At 31.1% G+C, this 17,246-nt stretch carries 17 protein-coding genes; 5 read left to right on the plus strand and 12 right to left on the minus strand.

Annotated elements, in window-relative coordinates; genetic code table 11:
- Nucleotides 1–31 precede the first annotated feature (31 nt).
- The 7 genes from KTF99_RS00375 to KTF99_RS00405 all read right to left on the minus strand — a co-directional run bounded on the left by KTF99_RS00375 (nt 32) and on the right by KTF99_RS00405 (nt 8,229).
- Entirely contained in the window at nt 32–949 is a 918-nt protein-coding gene (locus KTF99_RS00375) for a GerMN domain-containing protein (protein WP_003536664.1), read from the minus strand.
- Between the two features lie 124 nt (nt 950–1,073).
- Nucleotides 1,074–1,859, minus strand: coding sequence for a glutamate racemase (gene murI, locus KTF99_RS00380; RefSeq protein WP_003536663.1), 786 nt, complete (start codon nt 1,857–1,859; stop codon nt 1,074–1,076).
- Between the two features lie 2 nt (nt 1,860–1,861).
- Nucleotides 1,862–3,019, minus strand: coding sequence for a M15 family metallopeptidase (locus KTF99_RS00385; RefSeq protein ID WP_009008991.1), 1,158 nt, complete (start codon nt 3,017–3,019; stop codon nt 1,862–1,864).
- A 62-nt stretch (nt 3,020–3,081) separates the two neighbouring features.
- A complete protein-coding gene (locus tag KTF99_RS00390; protein ID WP_003536661.1) occupies nt 3,082–3,285 on the minus strand; it encodes a helix-turn-helix domain-containing protein in 204 nt (67 codons plus the stop codon).
- Between the two features lie 36 nt (nt 3,286–3,321).
- Entirely contained in the window at nt 3,322–5,094 is a 1,773-nt protein-coding gene (uvrC, locus tag KTF99_RS00395; RefSeq protein WP_003536660.1) for an excinuclease ABC subunit UvrC, read from the minus strand.
- On the minus strand, nt 5,094–7,406 hold the full coding sequence (locus KTF99_RS00400; RefSeq protein WP_008791472.1) for an endonuclease MutS2: 2,313 nt from the start codon (nt 7,404–7,406) through the stop codon (nt 5,094–5,096). Before KTF99_RS00400 ends, uvrC begins: the two co-directional genes overlap by 1 nt.
- A 1-nt stretch (nt 7,407) precedes the next feature.
- Nucleotides 7,408–8,229: a CvpA family protein gene (locus KTF99_RS00405; protein ID WP_003536657.1), complete on the minus strand. Its 822-nt coding sequence runs from the start codon at nt 8,227–8,229 to the stop codon at nt 7,408–7,410.
- A gap of 107 nt (nt 8,230–8,336) precedes the next feature.
- Here KTF99_RS00405 and rnhC point away from each other — a divergent pair, with 107 nt between their 5' ends.
- Complete coding sequence (rnhC, locus tag KTF99_RS00410; protein WP_008791471.1) at nt 8,337–9,125, plus strand: ribonuclease HIII; 789 nt, start codon at nt 8,337–8,339, stop codon at nt 9,123–9,125.
- Nucleotides 9,126–9,199: 74 nt separating this feature from the next.
- Here the strand turns inward: rnhC and KTF99_RS00415 are convergent, their stop codons facing one another.
- The 5 genes from KTF99_RS00415 to trhA all read right to left on the minus strand — a co-directional run bounded on the left by KTF99_RS00415 (nt 9,200) and on the right by trhA (nt 12,645).
- Nucleotides 9,200–9,664, minus strand: a complete 465-nt coding sequence (locus tag KTF99_RS00415) for a deoxycytidylate deaminase (protein ID WP_003536653.1) — start codon at nt 9,662–9,664, stop codon at nt 9,200–9,202.
- The gene (locus KTF99_RS00420) at nt 9,657–10,577 is read right to left on the minus strand and encodes an RluA family pseudouridine synthase (RefSeq protein ID WP_003536651.1); all 921 of its coding nucleotides are present in this window, start codon (nt 10,575–10,577) and stop codon (nt 9,657–9,659) included. The genes KTF99_RS00415 and KTF99_RS00420 overlap by 8 nt, the downstream gene beginning before the upstream one ends.
- A complete protein-coding gene (gene lspA / locus KTF99_RS00425) occupies nt 10,564–11,049 on the minus strand; it encodes a signal peptidase II (protein WP_003536649.1) in 486 nt (161 codons plus the stop codon). The genes KTF99_RS00420 and lspA overlap by 14 nt, the downstream gene beginning before the upstream one ends.
- Nucleotides 11,050–11,480: 431 nt before the next feature.
- Nucleotides 11,481–11,849 (minus strand): VOC family protein, encoded by a 369-nt coding sequence (locus tag KTF99_RS00430; RefSeq protein ID WP_217215391.1) that lies wholly within the window; start codon nt 11,847–11,849, stop codon nt 11,481–11,483.
- A gap of 139 nt (nt 11,850–11,988) precedes the next feature.
- On the minus strand, nt 11,989–12,645 hold the full coding sequence (gene trhA / locus KTF99_RS00435) for a PAQR family membrane homeostasis protein TrhA (protein WP_003536645.1): 657 nt from the start codon (nt 12,643–12,645) through the stop codon (nt 11,989–11,991).
- Between the two features lie 125 nt (nt 12,646–12,770).
- Between trhA and KTF99_RS00440 the strand changes: the two genes are divergently transcribed.
- From KTF99_RS00440 to KTF99_RS00455, 4 genes are all read left to right on the plus strand, one after another.
- Complete coding sequence (locus KTF99_RS00440) at nt 12,771–13,319, plus strand: DUF1836 domain-containing protein (protein WP_003536643.1); 549 nt, start codon at nt 12,771–12,773, stop codon at nt 13,317–13,319.
- A 72-nt stretch (nt 13,320–13,391) separates the two neighbouring features.
- Nucleotides 13,392–14,282, plus strand: a complete 891-nt coding sequence (metF, locus tag KTF99_RS00445) for a methylenetetrahydrofolate reductase [NAD(P)H] (protein ID WP_003536641.1) — start codon at nt 13,392–13,394, stop codon at nt 14,280–14,282.
- Nucleotides 14,275–14,907, plus strand: coding sequence for a hypothetical protein (locus KTF99_RS00450; RefSeq protein WP_008791467.1), 633 nt, complete (start codon nt 14,275–14,277; stop codon nt 14,905–14,907). Before metF ends, KTF99_RS00450 begins: the two co-directional genes overlap by 8 nt.
- Nucleotides 14,889–17,243, plus strand: coding sequence for a homocysteine S-methyltransferase family protein (locus KTF99_RS00455; protein ID WP_029480344.1), 2,355 nt, complete (start codon nt 14,889–14,891; stop codon nt 17,241–17,243). Before KTF99_RS00450 ends, KTF99_RS00455 begins: the two co-directional genes overlap by 19 nt.
- Nucleotides 17,244–17,246: the final 3 nt, after the last annotated feature.

The raw sequence follows: 17,246 nt of genomic DNA on the forward strand, positions 1-17,246 counted from the left end.
TTATTATACACAATTAAGGTTCAAAGTTAAATTACATTTTAATTCGGTTGTCTACTTCACCATTTACATCTTGAACTGGGTCTATCTCTTGATTATCTACAAATAATGAAACTTTTTTAACATTTTCTAAATGACTAGCTGATTTAACGATTCGATTATACAAAGTATTATCAATCGATTCATTATCATTTAAAATATTAGCAGCTAAATGAATTGATAGTGTTCCATCTTGTAACGAACATTGATCAACTAATGATAATGGTTTATCATAATCCATTTCATTTAACATGATTGATACTTTTGTATCAATATCATTTTCATTTGTTTCAATTCGTTTAGTTACAGGAACATAATATTCTTTGTTATTGATAGTCTCTGTATTATAAACAACAACTGGTGTTGTTTTATAAATATAATTAGTGCTTGCTTCAAAATTATTGATACCCAACTGATTTGTAATACAGCTTGCTGGTACTGTACTATTCGGTAAAGTACTAATATCATTACCATCAATTTTTAAATTTACTTTTTCAATATCTCCGTTACAAAAAACATAAGAAAACATTTCAAAAATGTCAAGTGCTTCCTGATTACTGTTAACATACAAATTATCACTTAAATCAAAGGTTAATGATTTATCATTAATTGCCATGGCATTCACTTGCAGGTTCGAATCTAAGATAGGATGTAAACCTAAATACTCGTAATCATTAGATTTCATTACCTCAATCATATTACGATATTTTGTATCATCTTCAACTTCAGCACCAAAATCTACTTCAATTGGAACTAATGTGTTTTTATCGTCTCTAAATACAACTGTTTGATAATTTGCTGTCATCGTAGCAGTATTCTTTTTTTCATTCCTATTATTATCTTGTTTAATACAGAAAAAGCATACCATCAAACAAGCACAAATGATAATACCATTACGTAGTTTTCTTTTCATCCAATCACCTCAATATAATAATATGAAGTGATCCTCTTAAAAGACCAAATAAATATTATATATTTCTTATTTAATAAAAATACTTTCATCAAAAAAATTAGTCGGATTATAAAATCACGACTAACTATTTTATAATAATATGTTCAACAACCAAATCTGTATAATCAAAAAAACCTGTTGATGATTTTAAAAATTCATCAACTCTACCTGTTGTATAAATCTTAATAAATTTATTTTTATTAAGATTTAATAGATTATTTTTAATTAAAACATCTCGAACATTTTTACAAACAGCATCACTGCTGGAAATATATTCAATATCTGGTAAAATATCTTTTATTTGATTCTCTAAAATGGGATAGTGCGTACAACCTAAAATAATTGATTTAATCTTTCCTGCATAAGAATCCAAATACTCATGCAATACATCATAAATATCTTTTTTATCCATTCCAGCCTCCACTAAAGGAACTAACTTAGGTGTTGGCAACGTAAACACCTCAATTCCAGTCTGATAACAATCAATCGTATCTGGATACTTATGAGAATTAATCGTTGCTGCTGTTGCTATAACAAGAGTATTATCGACTCCGCGACTGATAAAATCTTCCACTGTTGCATCAATCACTCCAATGATCAAGACTTCCTTATAAACAGCTTGCAGTTCATTTAAGACCGTAGCACTAGTAGTATTACATGCCAAGACAATCAATTTGACATTTTCTTTAATAAAATACTCAACTATTTCACTTGCATAACTAAATAGTTGTTCTCGTGTTTTTTCACCATAAGGGCAATGATAATTATCACCAATATAAATAATATTTTCATTAGGCAGCAAGGTCCTGATAGAATTCAAGACCGTTAGACCGCCTACACCGGAATCAAATACCCCAATCGCTCTTTCCATAGTTACTCCTCGTTTGCGTTATATTCTTCTAAAGCTAAATTTTGAACATGTAATTTAGAAGCAATTTCTTTACCTACATACCTAAATGTTGTAGAGCTATATTCATGATTTGTCACATCAACTTTATCACTTGGATACCGCAGTATAAAACCATATTCATGGCAATGATTGATCAACCACTTATATATGTCAGTTTGATCAAAATCAGCAATACTTATTTCCCTTTTTTGAAGATTTATAGTGGTCCCAAGCTGATATTCGTTATAGCCCGGTAAGATTCCGCTACTACCTAAAGATGCCACATCATAGCTGATATAAGCCGCTGTTAAAACCATATCATTATATCCCTCATCATTAAGTGCCCGATACATCTCCATTAAACTATTATTTGCATCTTCTTGAAGATACATAGAATATTTGACTCGAGGTATTCCTCGTATCTCAACCTGATTTTTCGGTTCATAACCACCTATATATGTCTCGTTATTGACAACCAAAGCTAAATCACTTGGGTTATAAATTCGTTTGGCATTAGGCTGCAAATCATGATTAAAGAGCGATGCTAATGAACCCTTAGTAAAATTATTACTCAGCAATTTAACATTATCATATAATTTTTTACCTTCTAAACCATCAAACTCTTTCATAATTGATAAATAAGTATTAGTATCTGCAATGTATGTATAATCACCCTCATCATAAAGTGACCGTAACAATTGGTAATAATCAATATTATCGAAAGAAAAACCTTCTTGATTAATATAAGCATTGACTAAATCATTTTTTATTAGTGTATTGCATCTTGATAGTGCATTACTAGCAAAAGAAACTTCCAATTTACTTGCCAGCTGATTACCAACATTGATCAAATCACTATAGTTTGAATATTTATTTGTTCTATTTAACGCATTATAAAATTCATAATACTGTAATTTAAACTCCGGAAATTCTATATATTTAATAAACTGATCGACTGCAATCGCATTTTCCACTAAGTAATCTTGTTCTTCATCATCTAAATACATCTCTATTAAAGCGCGATTATCATTATTAATTCCATTAACCCGATAAAAGCGATCATACTTGCGGTTTATTGAAATAAAAGCAATCGTAAAACAAAGTGTTACAATTAAATATAAATGCCATCTTTTCAATTTCATAATATCACCTTGTTCCATTATATACCAACTAGTATTAAAAAACCATAATAAAAGGAACTAGATTATAGTTCTAATTCCTTAAATTTAATCAATTCAAAAACTGCTTGAATCCTTGAATCGACACCTAATTTTTGAATCACATTAGAAATATGATTACGAACTGTTTTTTCACTAATTCCTAACGTTTTAGCAATATCTCTCGTTGACTGATTCTTAATTAAAAGATTAAAAATTTCCTTTTCTCTAGGAGTCAGGATTATATTCATCTTTACGTTCACCTCATACTCTAATATATGAGAAAACTACTTTTCGGTGTCTGCTTTTAATACATTAAATAGATTTAATGCTACCTCATGTGGTAAAACACGTTCTAACTGTTCCAGTTGTGCTTCTTTTAGTTGTTTTACACTGCCAAACTCTTTAAGTAACATTTTTCTTCGCTTTGGTCCAATTCCTTCTACACTATCTAAAATAGATTGAAATAAAGATTTAGAACGAACATTTTTATGGAAACTGATTGCATAGCGATGAACTTCATCCTGCATTCTTGTCAGTAAGAAAAATAACTCACTTTTTCGATTTATTTCTACCACTTCACCACTACTATCTAACAAGACTGAAGTTGAATGTCTATCATCCTTTGCCAGACCACAGACCATAATATTAAGATTTAACGCATCAATGACTTCTTTTGCCACTTTAATTTGCCCTTTACCACCATCGACGATAATTAAATCCGGCTTTTCCAGCCCTTCCATTAAAACACGATAATAACGCCGATAAATTACCTCTTTCATACTGGCATAATCATCCGGTCCTTCAACTGTCTTGATCTTAAATTTACGATAATCTTTTTTTGATGGTGTTCCATCTTTAAAACAAACCATCCCTGCAACCGCATAAGCCCCCTGGATATTTGAGTTGTCAAATAATTCAATTCTTCGAGGCAATTGAATATTTAATATTTCTCCCAGCTGCTTGATTGCTCCAATTGTAGAAGCTTCATTTTTTTGAATCAATAAAAACTTCTTTTCTAGTTGTTCTTTAGCATTTTCATTTGCCATTGCTACTAAATTTGCTTTATTTCCTTTTTGGGGTTTGATAATTTTACAATTTACAATTTCTTTTAATAATTCAATATCTAGTTCTTGGGGCACCAGCAACTCTTTAGGCTCAGTATTTTCTTGATAAAACTGTACTAAAAATGAGATAATTTGTTCTTGATAGTCATCCTGTGCAGGAACTAGATTTAAATCACGAGCTAATAACTTTCCATTTCGCATAAAGAATAACTGCAAGCATAAATATCCTTTGTCACTATAATAACCTACAATATCACGATCAACTAAATCATTAAATTGCACATGTTGCTTACTTGTCACATGCTGAATATGAGTGATTAAATCACGGCATTCTTTAGCCAATTCATAATTTTGTACCTCACTGGCACTCATCATTTTATTTTGTAAATCATTAATGATTTCTTTCGTATCCCCTTGAATAAACTTCGTAATACTTGATGTCATTTCCTTATAAACTTCATCACTGACCTCTTGAATACATGGTGCAACACATTGATTCAAGGAATAATATAAACATGGTTTTTTAGGAATATGATTACATTTTCTCAATGGATAGAGCCGATTTAACAATTTAAATGTTTCACGAGCCGCTGTACCATCAGGAAACGGACCAAAATGTTTATGTTTTTTATCTTGAGCATTGCGAACAATTTTTAAACGTGGATGCTTTTCTTTAGTCAATTGTATATATGGATAATATTTATTGTCCATAAAAGAGATATTGTATTTAGGACTATAGTCTTTGATTAAATTTATCTCTAATAATAATGCCTCTTTTTCTGAATCCGTAACAATATAATCAAAATCAACAATTTCTTGAACTAACTTTGTTGTTTTATAATTATGTGCTCCAACAAAATATGAAGAAACACGATTTTTTAATTTTTTCGCTTTACCAACATATATAACTGTATTATCTTTATCTTTCATTAAATAACAGCCTGGCTGTAACGGTAAAAGCGAAAGTTTATCTTTAATCATCTGACGATTCATTATTCAAAATATACAAGGGTTGCCCCAAGTCCTCCTTCATTAGGCCCACCATCCCGGTAGCTAACAACATTCTTGTTTTTATCTAACATTTTACGAACTCCATTTCGTAATACTCCGGTTCCCATTCCATGAATAATCCGAACCATTGTATAATTATTAACAATTGCATCATCTAAAAATTTGTCAACGATTGCCATTGCTTCTTCATAACGTTTACCTATAATATTCAACTCATAGCTTTGATTTGTTGTTTTTCGCAAAGATTTTAGATTTGATTTAACTTTTTTAGGCTTCACTTTCTTAGAAATAAAGCTAACTTCCTCGGGCTTTGCATTTAATTTTAATCCACTCATATTAATAGTTAAAATTCCCTTTTTATTAATTGAAAGAATTTCCCCCTGACGATTAGCTGATAATACTTTGACTACGTCACCAACTTGATATTCATGGACTTCTTCATTAATAACTTTTTTTGGTTCATGTTTTAATAAATCAAGATTTCTCTTAGCATCAATGACAACATGTTGTTTTAAAACAGCTTGTTGTTTTAAATCTTCTACCACTAAATCAATTTCCTGCTTCGATTCCTCAAGTAGTTTATTAGCTTCCGCTTTTGCCTTTTCCATCATTTCATCTTTATGTTTTTCAAAACTGCTAATTAAGCGTTCATATTTATTCATCTTAACTTCTGTTTCGTTTGTTAAAGCTTCTAAACGATCTTTTTCAATTTGAACCTGAGCTAGTTCATTTTGCAGTTTTTCTAATAATTTATCTGTATCTGTCAGACTTTCTTCTTTGATTTGATAAGCCATATCAACAATTTCTTGATTAAGACCTAATCGCGATGAAATTTCGATCGCATAAGAATTCCCAACACTGCCCTCAATCAAGCGATAAGTTGGCTGCATCAGTTCTTGATCAAATTCTACTGCTGCTACTAAAATATAATCTTCATTTTTAGCAAATTCTTTTAAGCCTGAATAATGGGTTGAAGCTACAATCAAGGGATTGATTTGATGTAAATATCTTAAGATTGCTTCAGCAATACTTTGTCCTTCACGCGGATCTGTTCCAGAACCAATTTCATCTAGTAAAACTAATGATTTTTCAGTTACTTCATTTGTTATTTCAACTAATCTTTTCATATGGCTAGAAAAAGTTGACAATGATTGTTCAATTGATTGTTCATCACCGAGATCAACACAAATTTGATCAAACATTGGAACCGTTGCTTTAGTACAAGGCAAAGCCATAGCACACAGTGCCATCACACTTAATAACCCAGCCGTTTTTAAAACAACTGTTTTCCCTCCTGTATTCGATCCACTAATCAATAACATTCTCTTTGGTGCATTTAACACTATATCATTAGCTACAACATCATGTGGCTCAATTAAAGGATGTCTCGCTCTAATCAAGCTAAAATGCTGGTAGTCTTCAGCCACTTCTGGAACTATTCCATCTATTTTGACTCCATAAGCAGCCTTTGCGAAAATAACATCAATATCAATCATTAGTTCTTGGTCTTCATGTAGAACATCATAATGGTCTTTTACATTATTCGAAAGTACGGTTAAGATTCGATTTACTTCACGTCGTTCATCATCTTTAGCATGAACTAGCTGATTATTCATTTGAACAATTATATCAGGTTCAATAAACATTGTTTGTCCGCTTGATGAAACTGCATGGACAATTCCTTTAATTAAATTTTTATTGCCGGCTTTGACAGGCAAAACCAGATGATTATTTCTTGAAGAAATAGCTTCTTGACTTAAATAATCTTTATTAGCAACTTTTACTTGATCAATTTTTGTTCTAATATTAGATTCAATTGATAAAATTTGGCGTCTAATTCGTCTTAATTCCGAACTAGCACCATCTAAAACATTTCCACTACTATCAATACAGCGATTAATATCAGCTAATAATTGTTTAGGTAAAACTAGCGCATTGCATAATTGCAACAGCTCATTGTCTACCAATTCTTTTTCGCTCAAATAGCTTTGTACTTCTTTGACATTATTCAACAAATAAACAATTTGGACAAAATCTTCACCGAATAAAGTACCATCTTTTGTTGTTTTTAATAATAACGGTTCAATATCAATAAAATGACCGATTGGCATTTTCCCGTATTTAAAAATCAGTTTCATTGCTTGATCTAAATATTTTTGTTCCAGCTTCAAATCATCAGTATCTTTTAACGGCATTAACTCAGCTATCCTTGTTTTCCCTAATGAACTAACACAATAAGTACTGATTTTATTTTTAATTTGATTAAATTCTAATGTATCATATATATTTTTCATTCTATTCACTCACTATTATCTTATTTAAAATTTTTGTTTGATCAAATTTAGCTGAATCTAATTTTGATAATACATCAACAACCTCATTATATTGATCTTGATTTAACGAAATAGGCTCATTAACCCGATCGATTTCATCATAATATTTTATTAACGCTGATTCAAGGTCTTCCTGATTAATTAAACCATGTTTATAAGCACTGTTCAATGAAGCAGCAAGCGCAGCAACGTTTCGGGCATCAAAACTATCATAATTTATCCCATCATTAATAATATTAGTAAAAACATCAAACCCGTCTGATAATGCTTTCATTTCTTCAGTAACTGAAGGTACAAGCTCTAAAATTTTGCTTGCTACAACTGTTTTCTCAACATTCTCTTTTCCTCCTGGAATAATTGGTGTAATTACAAAAATTAAAGCTAAATAAATAATGATCGTTCCTTCAATTAAGCTAACTAACGCTCCTAAAAGATGATCAAGATGCTCAAAAATACTAATTGTATAGATTATATTTTTTAATATTGGTTTAATAAATTTACCAATAATTAATAAAATAACTTTTAAAGCAATAAATAAAATAATAAATATAATAAATCGATTTATTGTCTTACCAACAATTTCCCCAATCCCTTCAACTTTATATATTTGATATATTGCTGAAAGCGGTGAAGAAGCATATAGTGCTGCAAGCAACGATACTACTGTTGCCATCAAATCATATACTCGATATACAAAACCTTTAAAATAGCCAAAAATCAACATTAGCAATAGAATAAAAACAATAACTGTGTCGATTGCCATGGAATTTAGTGCAAAATTCATTAAAACACCTCAATTTCTTTTAATATACATTGTATCAAAACAAATTTGTACTGTCAAAAAGATTAGAAATATGATATACTAATTTAGTAGGACTAGGAGGACAAGTAATGAACATGAATGTAGTTAGAAATAATAGTTCAAAAAGAATCAACATTATTAATATGCATGCTTACGATAAACTTGTAGCTTTTAGCGACTCTAGTATGGCCGACAGTAGCAGTGCCTTAAACGACGCTAGTAAATATACTAATATTAGTCATATTGGATGTGACGAGACTGGATCTGGAGATTTCTTTGGACCATTATGCGTTGTTGCCTGTTATGTAGATGAGCGCGATTTTGACTGGTTAGTCAGTATCGGTGTTCGCGACCCTAAAGACATGGACAACAAAGAACTTGTTCGGGTTGCTAAAGAGATTAAAGATCGTCTTATATATAGCTTATTAATCCTTGATAACTCTCATTATAATGCAATGGCCAAAGCTGGAAATAACCTAGCTAATATTAAGGCAAAACTTTATAACCAAGCTGTTACTAATGTAATGCAAAAAGTAAGTATGCCAATTAAAAACAAACTAGTCAATCAGTTTGTTTCTCCCAAAACGTATTATAACTATTTAAAAAGTGAAGTGATCGTTGTTAAAGATCTAACCTTTGTCCAAAAAGGCGAAGAAAAATATTTAGCAATTATATGTTCAATGATTTTATCAAAATATGCATATTTACAATATTTTAGTAACATGTCACGAAGTCTTAAAATGAAGTTACCGCGCGGGAATAGTAATAGCGTTGATGCCATTGCTATTGAAGTAGCTAACAAATATGGCGCTAAGATGCTTAATAAAGTTACCAAAACAAACATGACTAACTTTAAACGCATTAAAGATTTGATCTAGGATAACATGGTTATCCTTTTTTATTATTCATTTTTTTAAAATAAATATACAAAAAGGTTGTCAAAACGACAACCTTATTTAACTTCAATCACAAAAGGCTCAACTTTAGTATATTTTACACCTGCTGCATCTAACATCCTTTTAGCCGCACGATCGCTGTCAGTCCCTTTATATTTATCATCTTCATAAACAATTTCACTAATACCACTTTGAATAATCGCCTTTACACACTCGTGACAAGGAAATAATGAAACATAAATACGACAACCTTTTAATTGTCCTGTACTATTTAAAATTGCATTTAATTCAGCATGAACGACATAAGGATATTTGGTCTCATACAAATCACCTTCACGCACTTCCCATGGAAATTCATTATCTTCACATCCCCATGGTAAACCATTATACCCCACCCCAACAATTTTATTTGCTTCATTTACAATACAAGCACCTACTTGGGTATTTGGATCCTTTGAACGAAAAGCTGATAATTTAGCAACTCCCATAAAATATTGGGTCCAATTAATTACTTTACTCATCTTTCAATTCCTCCTGTAACTCATCTAATTTAGCTTGGAAATAATCAGGTAATGGGCTTTCAAATTCCATATATTTTTGTGTGGTTGGATGAATAAAACCAAGTTTTTTTGCATGTAAAAACTGTCCGTGACTAAAATCATCCTTACGATACCCATATTTAGGATCTCCATAAACCGGATAGCCAATATAACTCATATGTACTCTAATTTGATGTGTCCTCCCTGTTTCTAATCGACACTCAATCAAACTCATAGCATTATAGCGCTTTAATACTGTAAAATTAGTAACTGCTTCTTTACTGTTTGTCCGTGTCACTGCCATACTTTGACGATCTTTAGGATTACGCCCAATTGGAGCATCGACTTTCCCATGTTCATGAGGAATAAGTCCATGCACTAATGCTACATATCGACGAACAACAGTATGATCCTTTAATTGTTTTGATAGTAAACGATGTGCATTATCATTTTTAGCGACCATCAAGAGACCACTTGTTTCCTTATCAATTCGATGAACGATTCCCGGCCGGTTAACACCATTGATTCCTGAAAGATCTTTACAATGAAATAATAATGCATTTACCAATGTTCCGTGCATTATTCCAGCCGATGGATGAACGATCATTCCTGTTGGCTTATCAACTACAATTACATCCTCATCTTCATAAACAATTTTTAAAGAAATATCTTCCGGTTCGATATCCAAATCCACATTATCTAAAATTGTGATTTCAATTTCATCATTTAATTTTGTTTTATAACTTGCTTTTTCCTTTTTTTGATTAACCAGCACTAATCCCTGATTGATCATATCTTGGATCTGCGTCCGTGATAACTCCTGTAACTGCATCGCAATAACTTTATCAAGCCGTAAATTATTATCCTCTTCAATTATTAAATTAATTTTTTCCATGAATGTACTCCTCAAAAACAATCTCAACAATTATCAATGCTACTCCAATCACAACTGCCATATCTGCAATATTAAAAATTGGGAAATTATAATTGAAAATAATTACATCGATAAAATCTCGGACATATCCTAAAAAGATTCGATCAACTAAGTTTCCAATCATTCCTCCAAAAGTCAACACTAGACCAAAACGTGTCAACACTTCCTCACTTTTTGTCTTTCTAAAAAATACGATCATCACAACTGCTGCAATAATAGCAACAACAATAAATAACCCTAATTTACCAGCAAACATCCCCCAGGCAACTCCAGTGTTATGAGCATAGGTAAAATAAAAGAAATTATTTATGATTTCATGAGACTGTCCTAATAACATTGATGATGATACTAAATGTTTTGTAAACAAGTCACCACCAACTACTAATATCAATGTAACTAAATATAATATTTTATTTTTTTTTGTTAAATTCATTATTTTTATCACCCACCGACATTATACAATAATCTAAAACTAACCACAAGAAAAAGCACCACTGCTCATTTAGTAAAAAATTAATAAACTTCTCAGCTTAAAATTACTGTTTCATTGATGATAGCAGTTTTAGCAATATTAACGACTTTGATTAAGTTTTTAAAACGTGTATTCCTGAAACTTAATAGGTCACTTACTACTCTTGATAATGATTAATGTGATTGGTGCCAAAGCTACTTGTAAATCTTCTTTTATATATTTATCATTGACATTTCTTTTCATTATTAACATTTTAGTAATTTCTAAAGTTTGAATTATATTTTTAATAATGTTACTTGAGCTGTTTCAATCCTAAATTCAGATTGCATCTTACTACAATTATCAATACTGGTTTCAATTACTTTTAACGCTTCAATGAAATAATTATTCATCTAGCTTTCTTTTACTATTTCTATTGGCGCAGTCAATTCAATATGATTACCTTCAGAATCAATTATTTCTACAACCCAATTAGTATCTATTGGAGTTAATGGAAAACATAATTTATAAGAGCTGATTTTTGCTTTTAAAACTTCTTTATTAAGAAACTCAATACTAGGTAAACAATTACTGCCAAATATATGTTCTTCATTCATTTTTTTATAAGCAAATAAACCAAGACGGAAACCATTAATATCAAAAATACTATATATTTCATCTTTTTTTGTCACTCTTTGTTCAAAAAACTGTTCATAAAAACTAACTGCCCTATCCATATCATTGACACATAAATACATTGATTCAATCCTACAATTCACCATTTCATTTCTCCTCCCTTTAAAATAATGATCATTATTTTAAACTTTTACTGCTCCTAATCCCCTTGTTATATCACTCTAATTCTACCACTGTAAATACTAGATGTCACTTTATAAAAAAAGAACAAATTAAATTTGTCCTTTACAATAAAATATAAATGATGACTGCCAAAAAATGAAAAGCAGAGCCAATCATTACAAATATATGGAACAATTCGTGAAAACCAAATGTTTTAAACCAATTTGGCTTCTTCACAATATAGACGATTGCCCCAATTGTATAACTAATGCCACCACAGGCAATTAATCCCAAGCAACCAAGCGGAACCTTACTAAATGCGGGTAAATCAAAAATCAGTGCCCATCCCATTAATAAATAAAAAATAGTAGAAATAAATCTCGGTGCATTCATCCAAAATAATTTAATGATAATACCAACACAAGCAATTGCCCATATTACTGCCAAAAAATAAATACTATGCGGATACTCTAAATATGACAAACAAATAGGAGTATACGTACCAGCAATCAGTACATAAATCATCGAATGATCTAGTTTTCGTAAAATCAGCTTAATTTTATTATCTTCATTCGCGTTATAATAGTGATAAAGACAACTGGCACTATACAAGGCAATTGACGATAGTCCAAAAACAATAATTCCAATTATAGTTAAGTGATCTGACCCTTCAATAATAGCAATAATCATCATCATAACTAGTGTTGCCAATGATAAAACAGCACCAATAAAATGCGTTTCACTACTAACTGGATCCATCGCTTTTTTAAAAAATCTCATATCTCAACCTCCTTAAGTAGTTTTAATAACTATATTATGTATTTATGATATCATTATTGTAAGATATGTCAACCATATCTTGAAACATTAACTCAAATATTATAAAATATCCATGAGGTGATTTTATGAATCAATTAGAATTATCAGAAATAATTGATAAAGTTGTAAATAAAAGCGATTTAACCACAAAAGATATTCCATCATTAGATCTATATATGGATCAGATTATGACTTTGTTTGATGACCATCTTCAAGACAATAAACGCTTTGTTGATGATAAATTACTTACCAAAACAATGATCAACAATTATTCTAAAGCCGGAGTAATTAAACCAGTAAAAGGAAAGAAATATACAAAAGAGCAAATCATTGGAATGCTTCTTGTTTATAACTTGAAAAACACGATTACTATTCAAGAGATAAAACAAGTTTTGGCTCCTGTTTATGCTAATGATGAATCGTTAGAAAATATTTATGATCAATTTATTGAAATAAAAAAGTTTCAAAGCGATCAATTAAAACCATTAGTATTGAAAACAGTTGAAAATTTTAATTTAGATATTGATAATGATAACCAAAGGTTGATTAGCATCATGGCTTTATCATCATTGTCTAATCAATTAACAAATATCGTTCAAGGAATCATTGATAACTATTATATTGAAAGTGAGTAACAAGGGGTTTTAGTTGACTAGACCTCTTGTTTTTCTTATAATTAACGTAATTTATTTAAGGAGAGACTACACATGAAAATTATTGATTTATTACACCGGCGACCAACTTTGTCGTTTGAAATCTTTCCCCCTAAAAATCACGATGGGGATATAAGCTCAATCTATCAAACAATTGATGAATTAGCAAAACTTAAACCTGACTTTATTTCAGTTACATATGGGGCTGGGGGGTCAACAACTGAAAACACGGTAGAAATTGCATCTAAAATCAAAAACGAATATAGTATTGAAGCAGTTGCACATTTAAGTTGTATTGATGCGACACCAGAACAGTTAATTCGCGTTCTAGATTCATTAAAAGCTAACAATATTGAAAATGTCTTAGCTTTACGTGGAGATTATCCAAGAGGATACGATCCGATGAAGGCTCCGCACTATTATAAATATGCTAGTGAATTAAATGATTTTATTAGTAAAAATTATCCTGATACTTTTTGTTTAAGTGGTGCATGTTATCCCGAGGTACACCAAGAAGCAGCGTCATTGGAAGAAGATTTAATCGCTTTAAAGAAAAAGGTTGATGCTGGAGCAGAATATTTAATTACACAAATTTTCTTTGATAACAACTATTATTATCGTTTGGTTAGAGAAGCTCGAATTAGAGGAATCAATGTTCCGATTATTGCAGGAATAATGCCTGCAACAAATTCAAAGTCGTTATTAAATATTGCTAAATTAAGTGGTTGTAATATTCCTTATAATTTATCAGCCTCAATTGAGCGTTTCAAAAGCAATCCTCAAGCAATGAAAGAAGTTGGGATGAACTATGCGACAAATCAAATTATTGATTTGATCACTAATGGAGTAGATGGAATTCATCTTTATACAATGAATAAACCGGAGACTGTACATGAAATTTTAAAACGAACTAGTAATATTTTAGCTGAGTTTAAAAATGATTAAAGAAAATGCTTTAAAATATTTGGGCTATTTAGATAATCAAGTAGATTCTAATACTGAAATTCTTTTAAATGAATGTCTTAAAGAATTAGAACAAGTAACACCCAAATTCATGTATCAAATATACACCTTAACTCATCATCCCTTAACTATAAAAGAATTAAACTTAACGATTAACTATCCCGATTTAATTGATTTATTTGACAGTTGCGATAGAATCGTTATAATTGCCTGTACTTTGGGGTTACAGCTAGATCAACAGTTACGTTATTATTCAAAAATAAATTTAACGAAAATGACTGTGATGGATGCCTTAGCTAGTAGTTATATTGAAATTAAATGTGATGAATATGAAGCAAAGCAAAATTTTGGTAAACGGACCTTCCGTTTTTGTCCGGGATATGGTAATGTTCCACTCGAATTAAACAAAAATCTTGCTAACGCATTAAATTGCAGCAAACATATTGGTTTGACTGTTCAAGAAAGTAATCTGCTGCTACCGCAAAAATCAATGATCGGACTAATTGGTCTTGGAGATGAAAAATTGACTAAACATTGCTTTTCATGTGTTAATAAAGAAAATTGTATGTATCGGAAAAGAGGACAAAGATGTTACAAGAAAGATTAAAAAATGATATTTTGGTTTTTGATGGTGCGATGGGGACGCAACTTCAAGATGCTGGACTTAAAGCTGGTGATATTCCAGAATGTTTAAATATTACTGACCCCAAACTAATTCAAACAATTCACTTAAATTATTTAAATGCTGGTGCTGATTTTATTACGACTAATACTTTTGGGGCAAATCCTCTAAAAATGGCAGAGGCTCCATATTCTTATGAAGAAATAATCAATGCTGCAATTGATAATGCGACTATTGCTCGTAAGACAGCTGACCGTCAAAACGATAGTTATATTGTTTTAGATATTGGTCCCATTGGTCAGCTTCTTGAACCAATGGGTACTCTAACTTTTGATGAGGCATATGAAATTATTAAAAAACAAGTTATTATCGCTAAAGATAAAGTTGATGCTGTATTATTAGAAACAATGACTGATATTTATGAAGTAAAAGCTGGAATTTTAGCTGTTAAAGAAAATAGTGATCTTCCTGTATTTGTTACCATGACATATGAAAGTAATCTGCGAACACTTTCTGGCTGTGATCCTTTAACTATGGTCAATGTCTTAGAAGGGTTAAATGTTGATGTTTTAGGCGTAAATTGTTCATTAGGACCAATTGAATTAACCCCCATCATTGACCAAATCTTAGCCGCAGCTACAATCCCTGTACTGCTCCAGCCAAATGCTGGCCTTCCTTGCCTTGTTGAAGGTAAAACCTGTTACAATATGGATAAAGAAACGTTTGTTCAAGAAAGCTTAAAACACGTAAAAAATGGGGTAGCAATTATCGGTGGATGTTGTGGTACAACACCCGACTTTATCGCTTCACTAAAAAATAATTTACCTGTTCGTAAGAAAATTACCCCAAAACGAGCCACTCGGGTTTCTAGCGGAACGAAAACTGTTGAATTTGGGCATCATGTTGTAGTTTGTGGGGAACGACTAAACCCTACCGGTAAAAAGAAATTAAAATTAGCATTAAAAGAAGAACGATATGATGAATTAGTTGTAGAAGCAATCAAACAAGATCAAGCTGGAGCCCATGTTCTTGACGTTAATGTTGGTCTTCCCGGTATTAATGAAGTTGCGACTATGAAACATGTGATCAAGTTACTTCAAGAGGTAATTTCTTTACCACTACAAATTGATAGTTCTGTTCCTGGAGCAATTGAACAAGCTTGCCGTTATTATAATGGTAAACCCTTGATTAATTCTGTAAATGGTAAAGATGAAACGATGGATGCAATTTTCCCAATCGTAAAAAAATACGGCGGGGTTGTCATTGGATTGACGTTAGATGAAAATGGTATTCCTCCTCTTGCTAAAGACCGCTATAAGATTGCTAAAAAAATAATAAATAAGGCAGCTTCTTATGGTATTACCAAAGAAAATATTATTATTGATTGTTTAGTTTTAACTGTTTCTGCTCAGCAAAAAGAAGTTATGGAAACGGTCAAAGCAGTTGCAATGGTCAAAGAATTAGGTGTTCATACTGTTTTAGGAGTAAGTAATGTCTCTTTTGGACTGCCAAATCGTCCTTTATTAAACAAAACTTTCTTAGCTATGGCTATGTCAGCTGGTCTAGATCTCCCAATCATTAATCCAATGGATCAAGAATTAATGGCTACAATCGATGCTTTTAACGTATTATACAACTATGATCATGATGCTGCAGTATATATTGAACGTCGTGCCAATCAAGAAACCATAACAAAAAAGGACACTTCAACATTTACTTTAAATGATATTGTTCTTCATGGTTTAAAAGATGAAGTTACTAATGCTACAAAAGAATTATTGAAAACAACACCTGGTTTAGAAATAATTAATAATATTCTCATTCCTGCTTTAGATACCGTTGGTAAACAGTATGAAAAAAATATAATCTTTTTACCTCAATTGATTCAATCTGCTGAAACATCAAAAATTGCTTTCGGGATAATTAAAGATACTTTTAAAGATACTGCTGCTACAAAAGGACCAATCATTATGGCAACAGTTCATGGAGATATTCATGATATTGGAAAAAATATTGTTAAAGTAGTATTGGAGAGCTATGGCTATAAGGTAATCGATTTAGGTAAAGATGTTCCACCAGAAACTGTTGTTGAAGCTTTCCATACGCATCATCCTAAGGCAATCGGTTTAAGTGCATTAATGACTACCACCGTAGTTTCAATGGCAAAAACTATCGAACTATTAAAACAAATCGATAATATATGCCCTATTTTTGTAGGTGGTGCTGTTCTTACTGCTGATTATGCTAAAGAAATTAATGCTGATTATTATTCTAAAGATGCTATGGAAGCAGTAGAACTACTTAATAAGATAATAAAATAATCC

Source organism: Erysipelatoclostridium sp. MSK.7.34 (genome assembly GCF_019041935.1).
Classification (GTDB): domain Bacteria; phylum Bacillota_I; class Bacilli_A; order Erysipelotrichales; family Coprobacillaceae; genus Thomasclavelia; species Thomasclavelia ramosa.

What these genes read in the sequence shown, in the direction of transcription:
- lspA (WP_003536649.1), bottom strand. Translation starts at nt 11,049, where the DNA reads ATGAATTTAACAAAAAAAAATAAAATATTATATTTAGTTACATTGATA.
- KTF99_RS00375 (WP_003536664.1), bottom strand. Translation starts at nt 949, where the DNA reads ATGAAAAGAAAACTACGTAATGGTATTATCATTTGTGCTTGTTTGATG.
- murI (WP_003536663.1), bottom strand. Translation starts at nt 1,859, where the DNA reads ATGGAAAGAGCGATTGGGGTATTTGATTCCGGTGTAGGCGGTCTAACG.
- KTF99_RS00390 (WP_003536661.1), bottom strand. Translation starts at nt 3,285, where the DNA reads ATGAATATAATCCTGACTCCTAGAGAAAAGGAAATTTTTAATCTTTTA.
- KTF99_RS00415 (WP_003536653.1), bottom strand. Translation starts at nt 9,664, where the DNA reads ATGAGTAAAGTAATTAATTGGACCCAATATTTTATGGGAGTTGCTAAA.
- trhA (WP_003536645.1), bottom strand. Translation starts at nt 12,645, where the DNA reads ATGAGATTTTTTAAAAAAGCGATGGATCCAGTTAGTAGTGAAACGCAT.
- KTF99_RS00455 (WP_029480344.1), top strand. Translation starts at nt 14,889, where the DNA reads ATGTTACAAGAAAGATTAAAAAATGATATTTTGGTTTTTGATGGTGCG.
- KTF99_RS00420 (WP_003536651.1), bottom strand. Translation starts at nt 10,577, where the DNA reads ATGGAAAAAATTAATTTAATAATTGAAGAGGATAATAATTTACGGCTT.
- KTF99_RS00400 (WP_008791472.1), bottom strand. Translation starts at nt 7,406, where the DNA reads ATGAAAAATATATATGATACATTAGAATTTAATCAAATTAAAAATAAA.
- rnhC (WP_008791471.1), top strand. Translation starts at nt 8,337, where the DNA reads ATGAACATGAATGTAGTTAGAAATAATAGTTCAAAAAGAATCAACATT.
- KTF99_RS00450 (WP_008791467.1), top strand. Translation starts at nt 14,275, where the DNA reads ATGATTAAAGAAAATGCTTTAAAATATTTGGGCTATTTAGATAATCAA.
- KTF99_RS00440 (WP_003536643.1), top strand. Translation starts at nt 12,771, where the DNA reads ATGAATCAATTAGAATTATCAGAAATAATTGATAAAGTTGTAAATAAA.
- KTF99_RS00430 (WP_217215391.1), bottom strand. Translation starts at nt 11,849, where the DNA reads ATGGTGAATTGTAGGATTGAATCAATGTATTTATGTGTCAATGATATG.
- KTF99_RS00405 (WP_003536657.1), bottom strand. Translation starts at nt 8,229, where the DNA reads ATGAATTTTGCACTAAATTCCATGGCAATCGACACAGTTATTGTTTTT.
- metF (WP_003536641.1), top strand. Translation starts at nt 13,392, where the DNA reads ATGAAAATTATTGATTTATTACACCGGCGACCAACTTTGTCGTTTGAA.
- uvrC (WP_003536660.1), bottom strand. Translation starts at nt 5,094, where the DNA reads ATGAATCGTCAGATGATTAAAGATAAACTTTCGCTTTTACCGTTACAG.
- KTF99_RS00385 (WP_009008991.1), bottom strand. Translation starts at nt 3,019, where the DNA reads ATGAAATTGAAAAGATGGCATTTATATTTAATTGTAACACTTTGTTTT.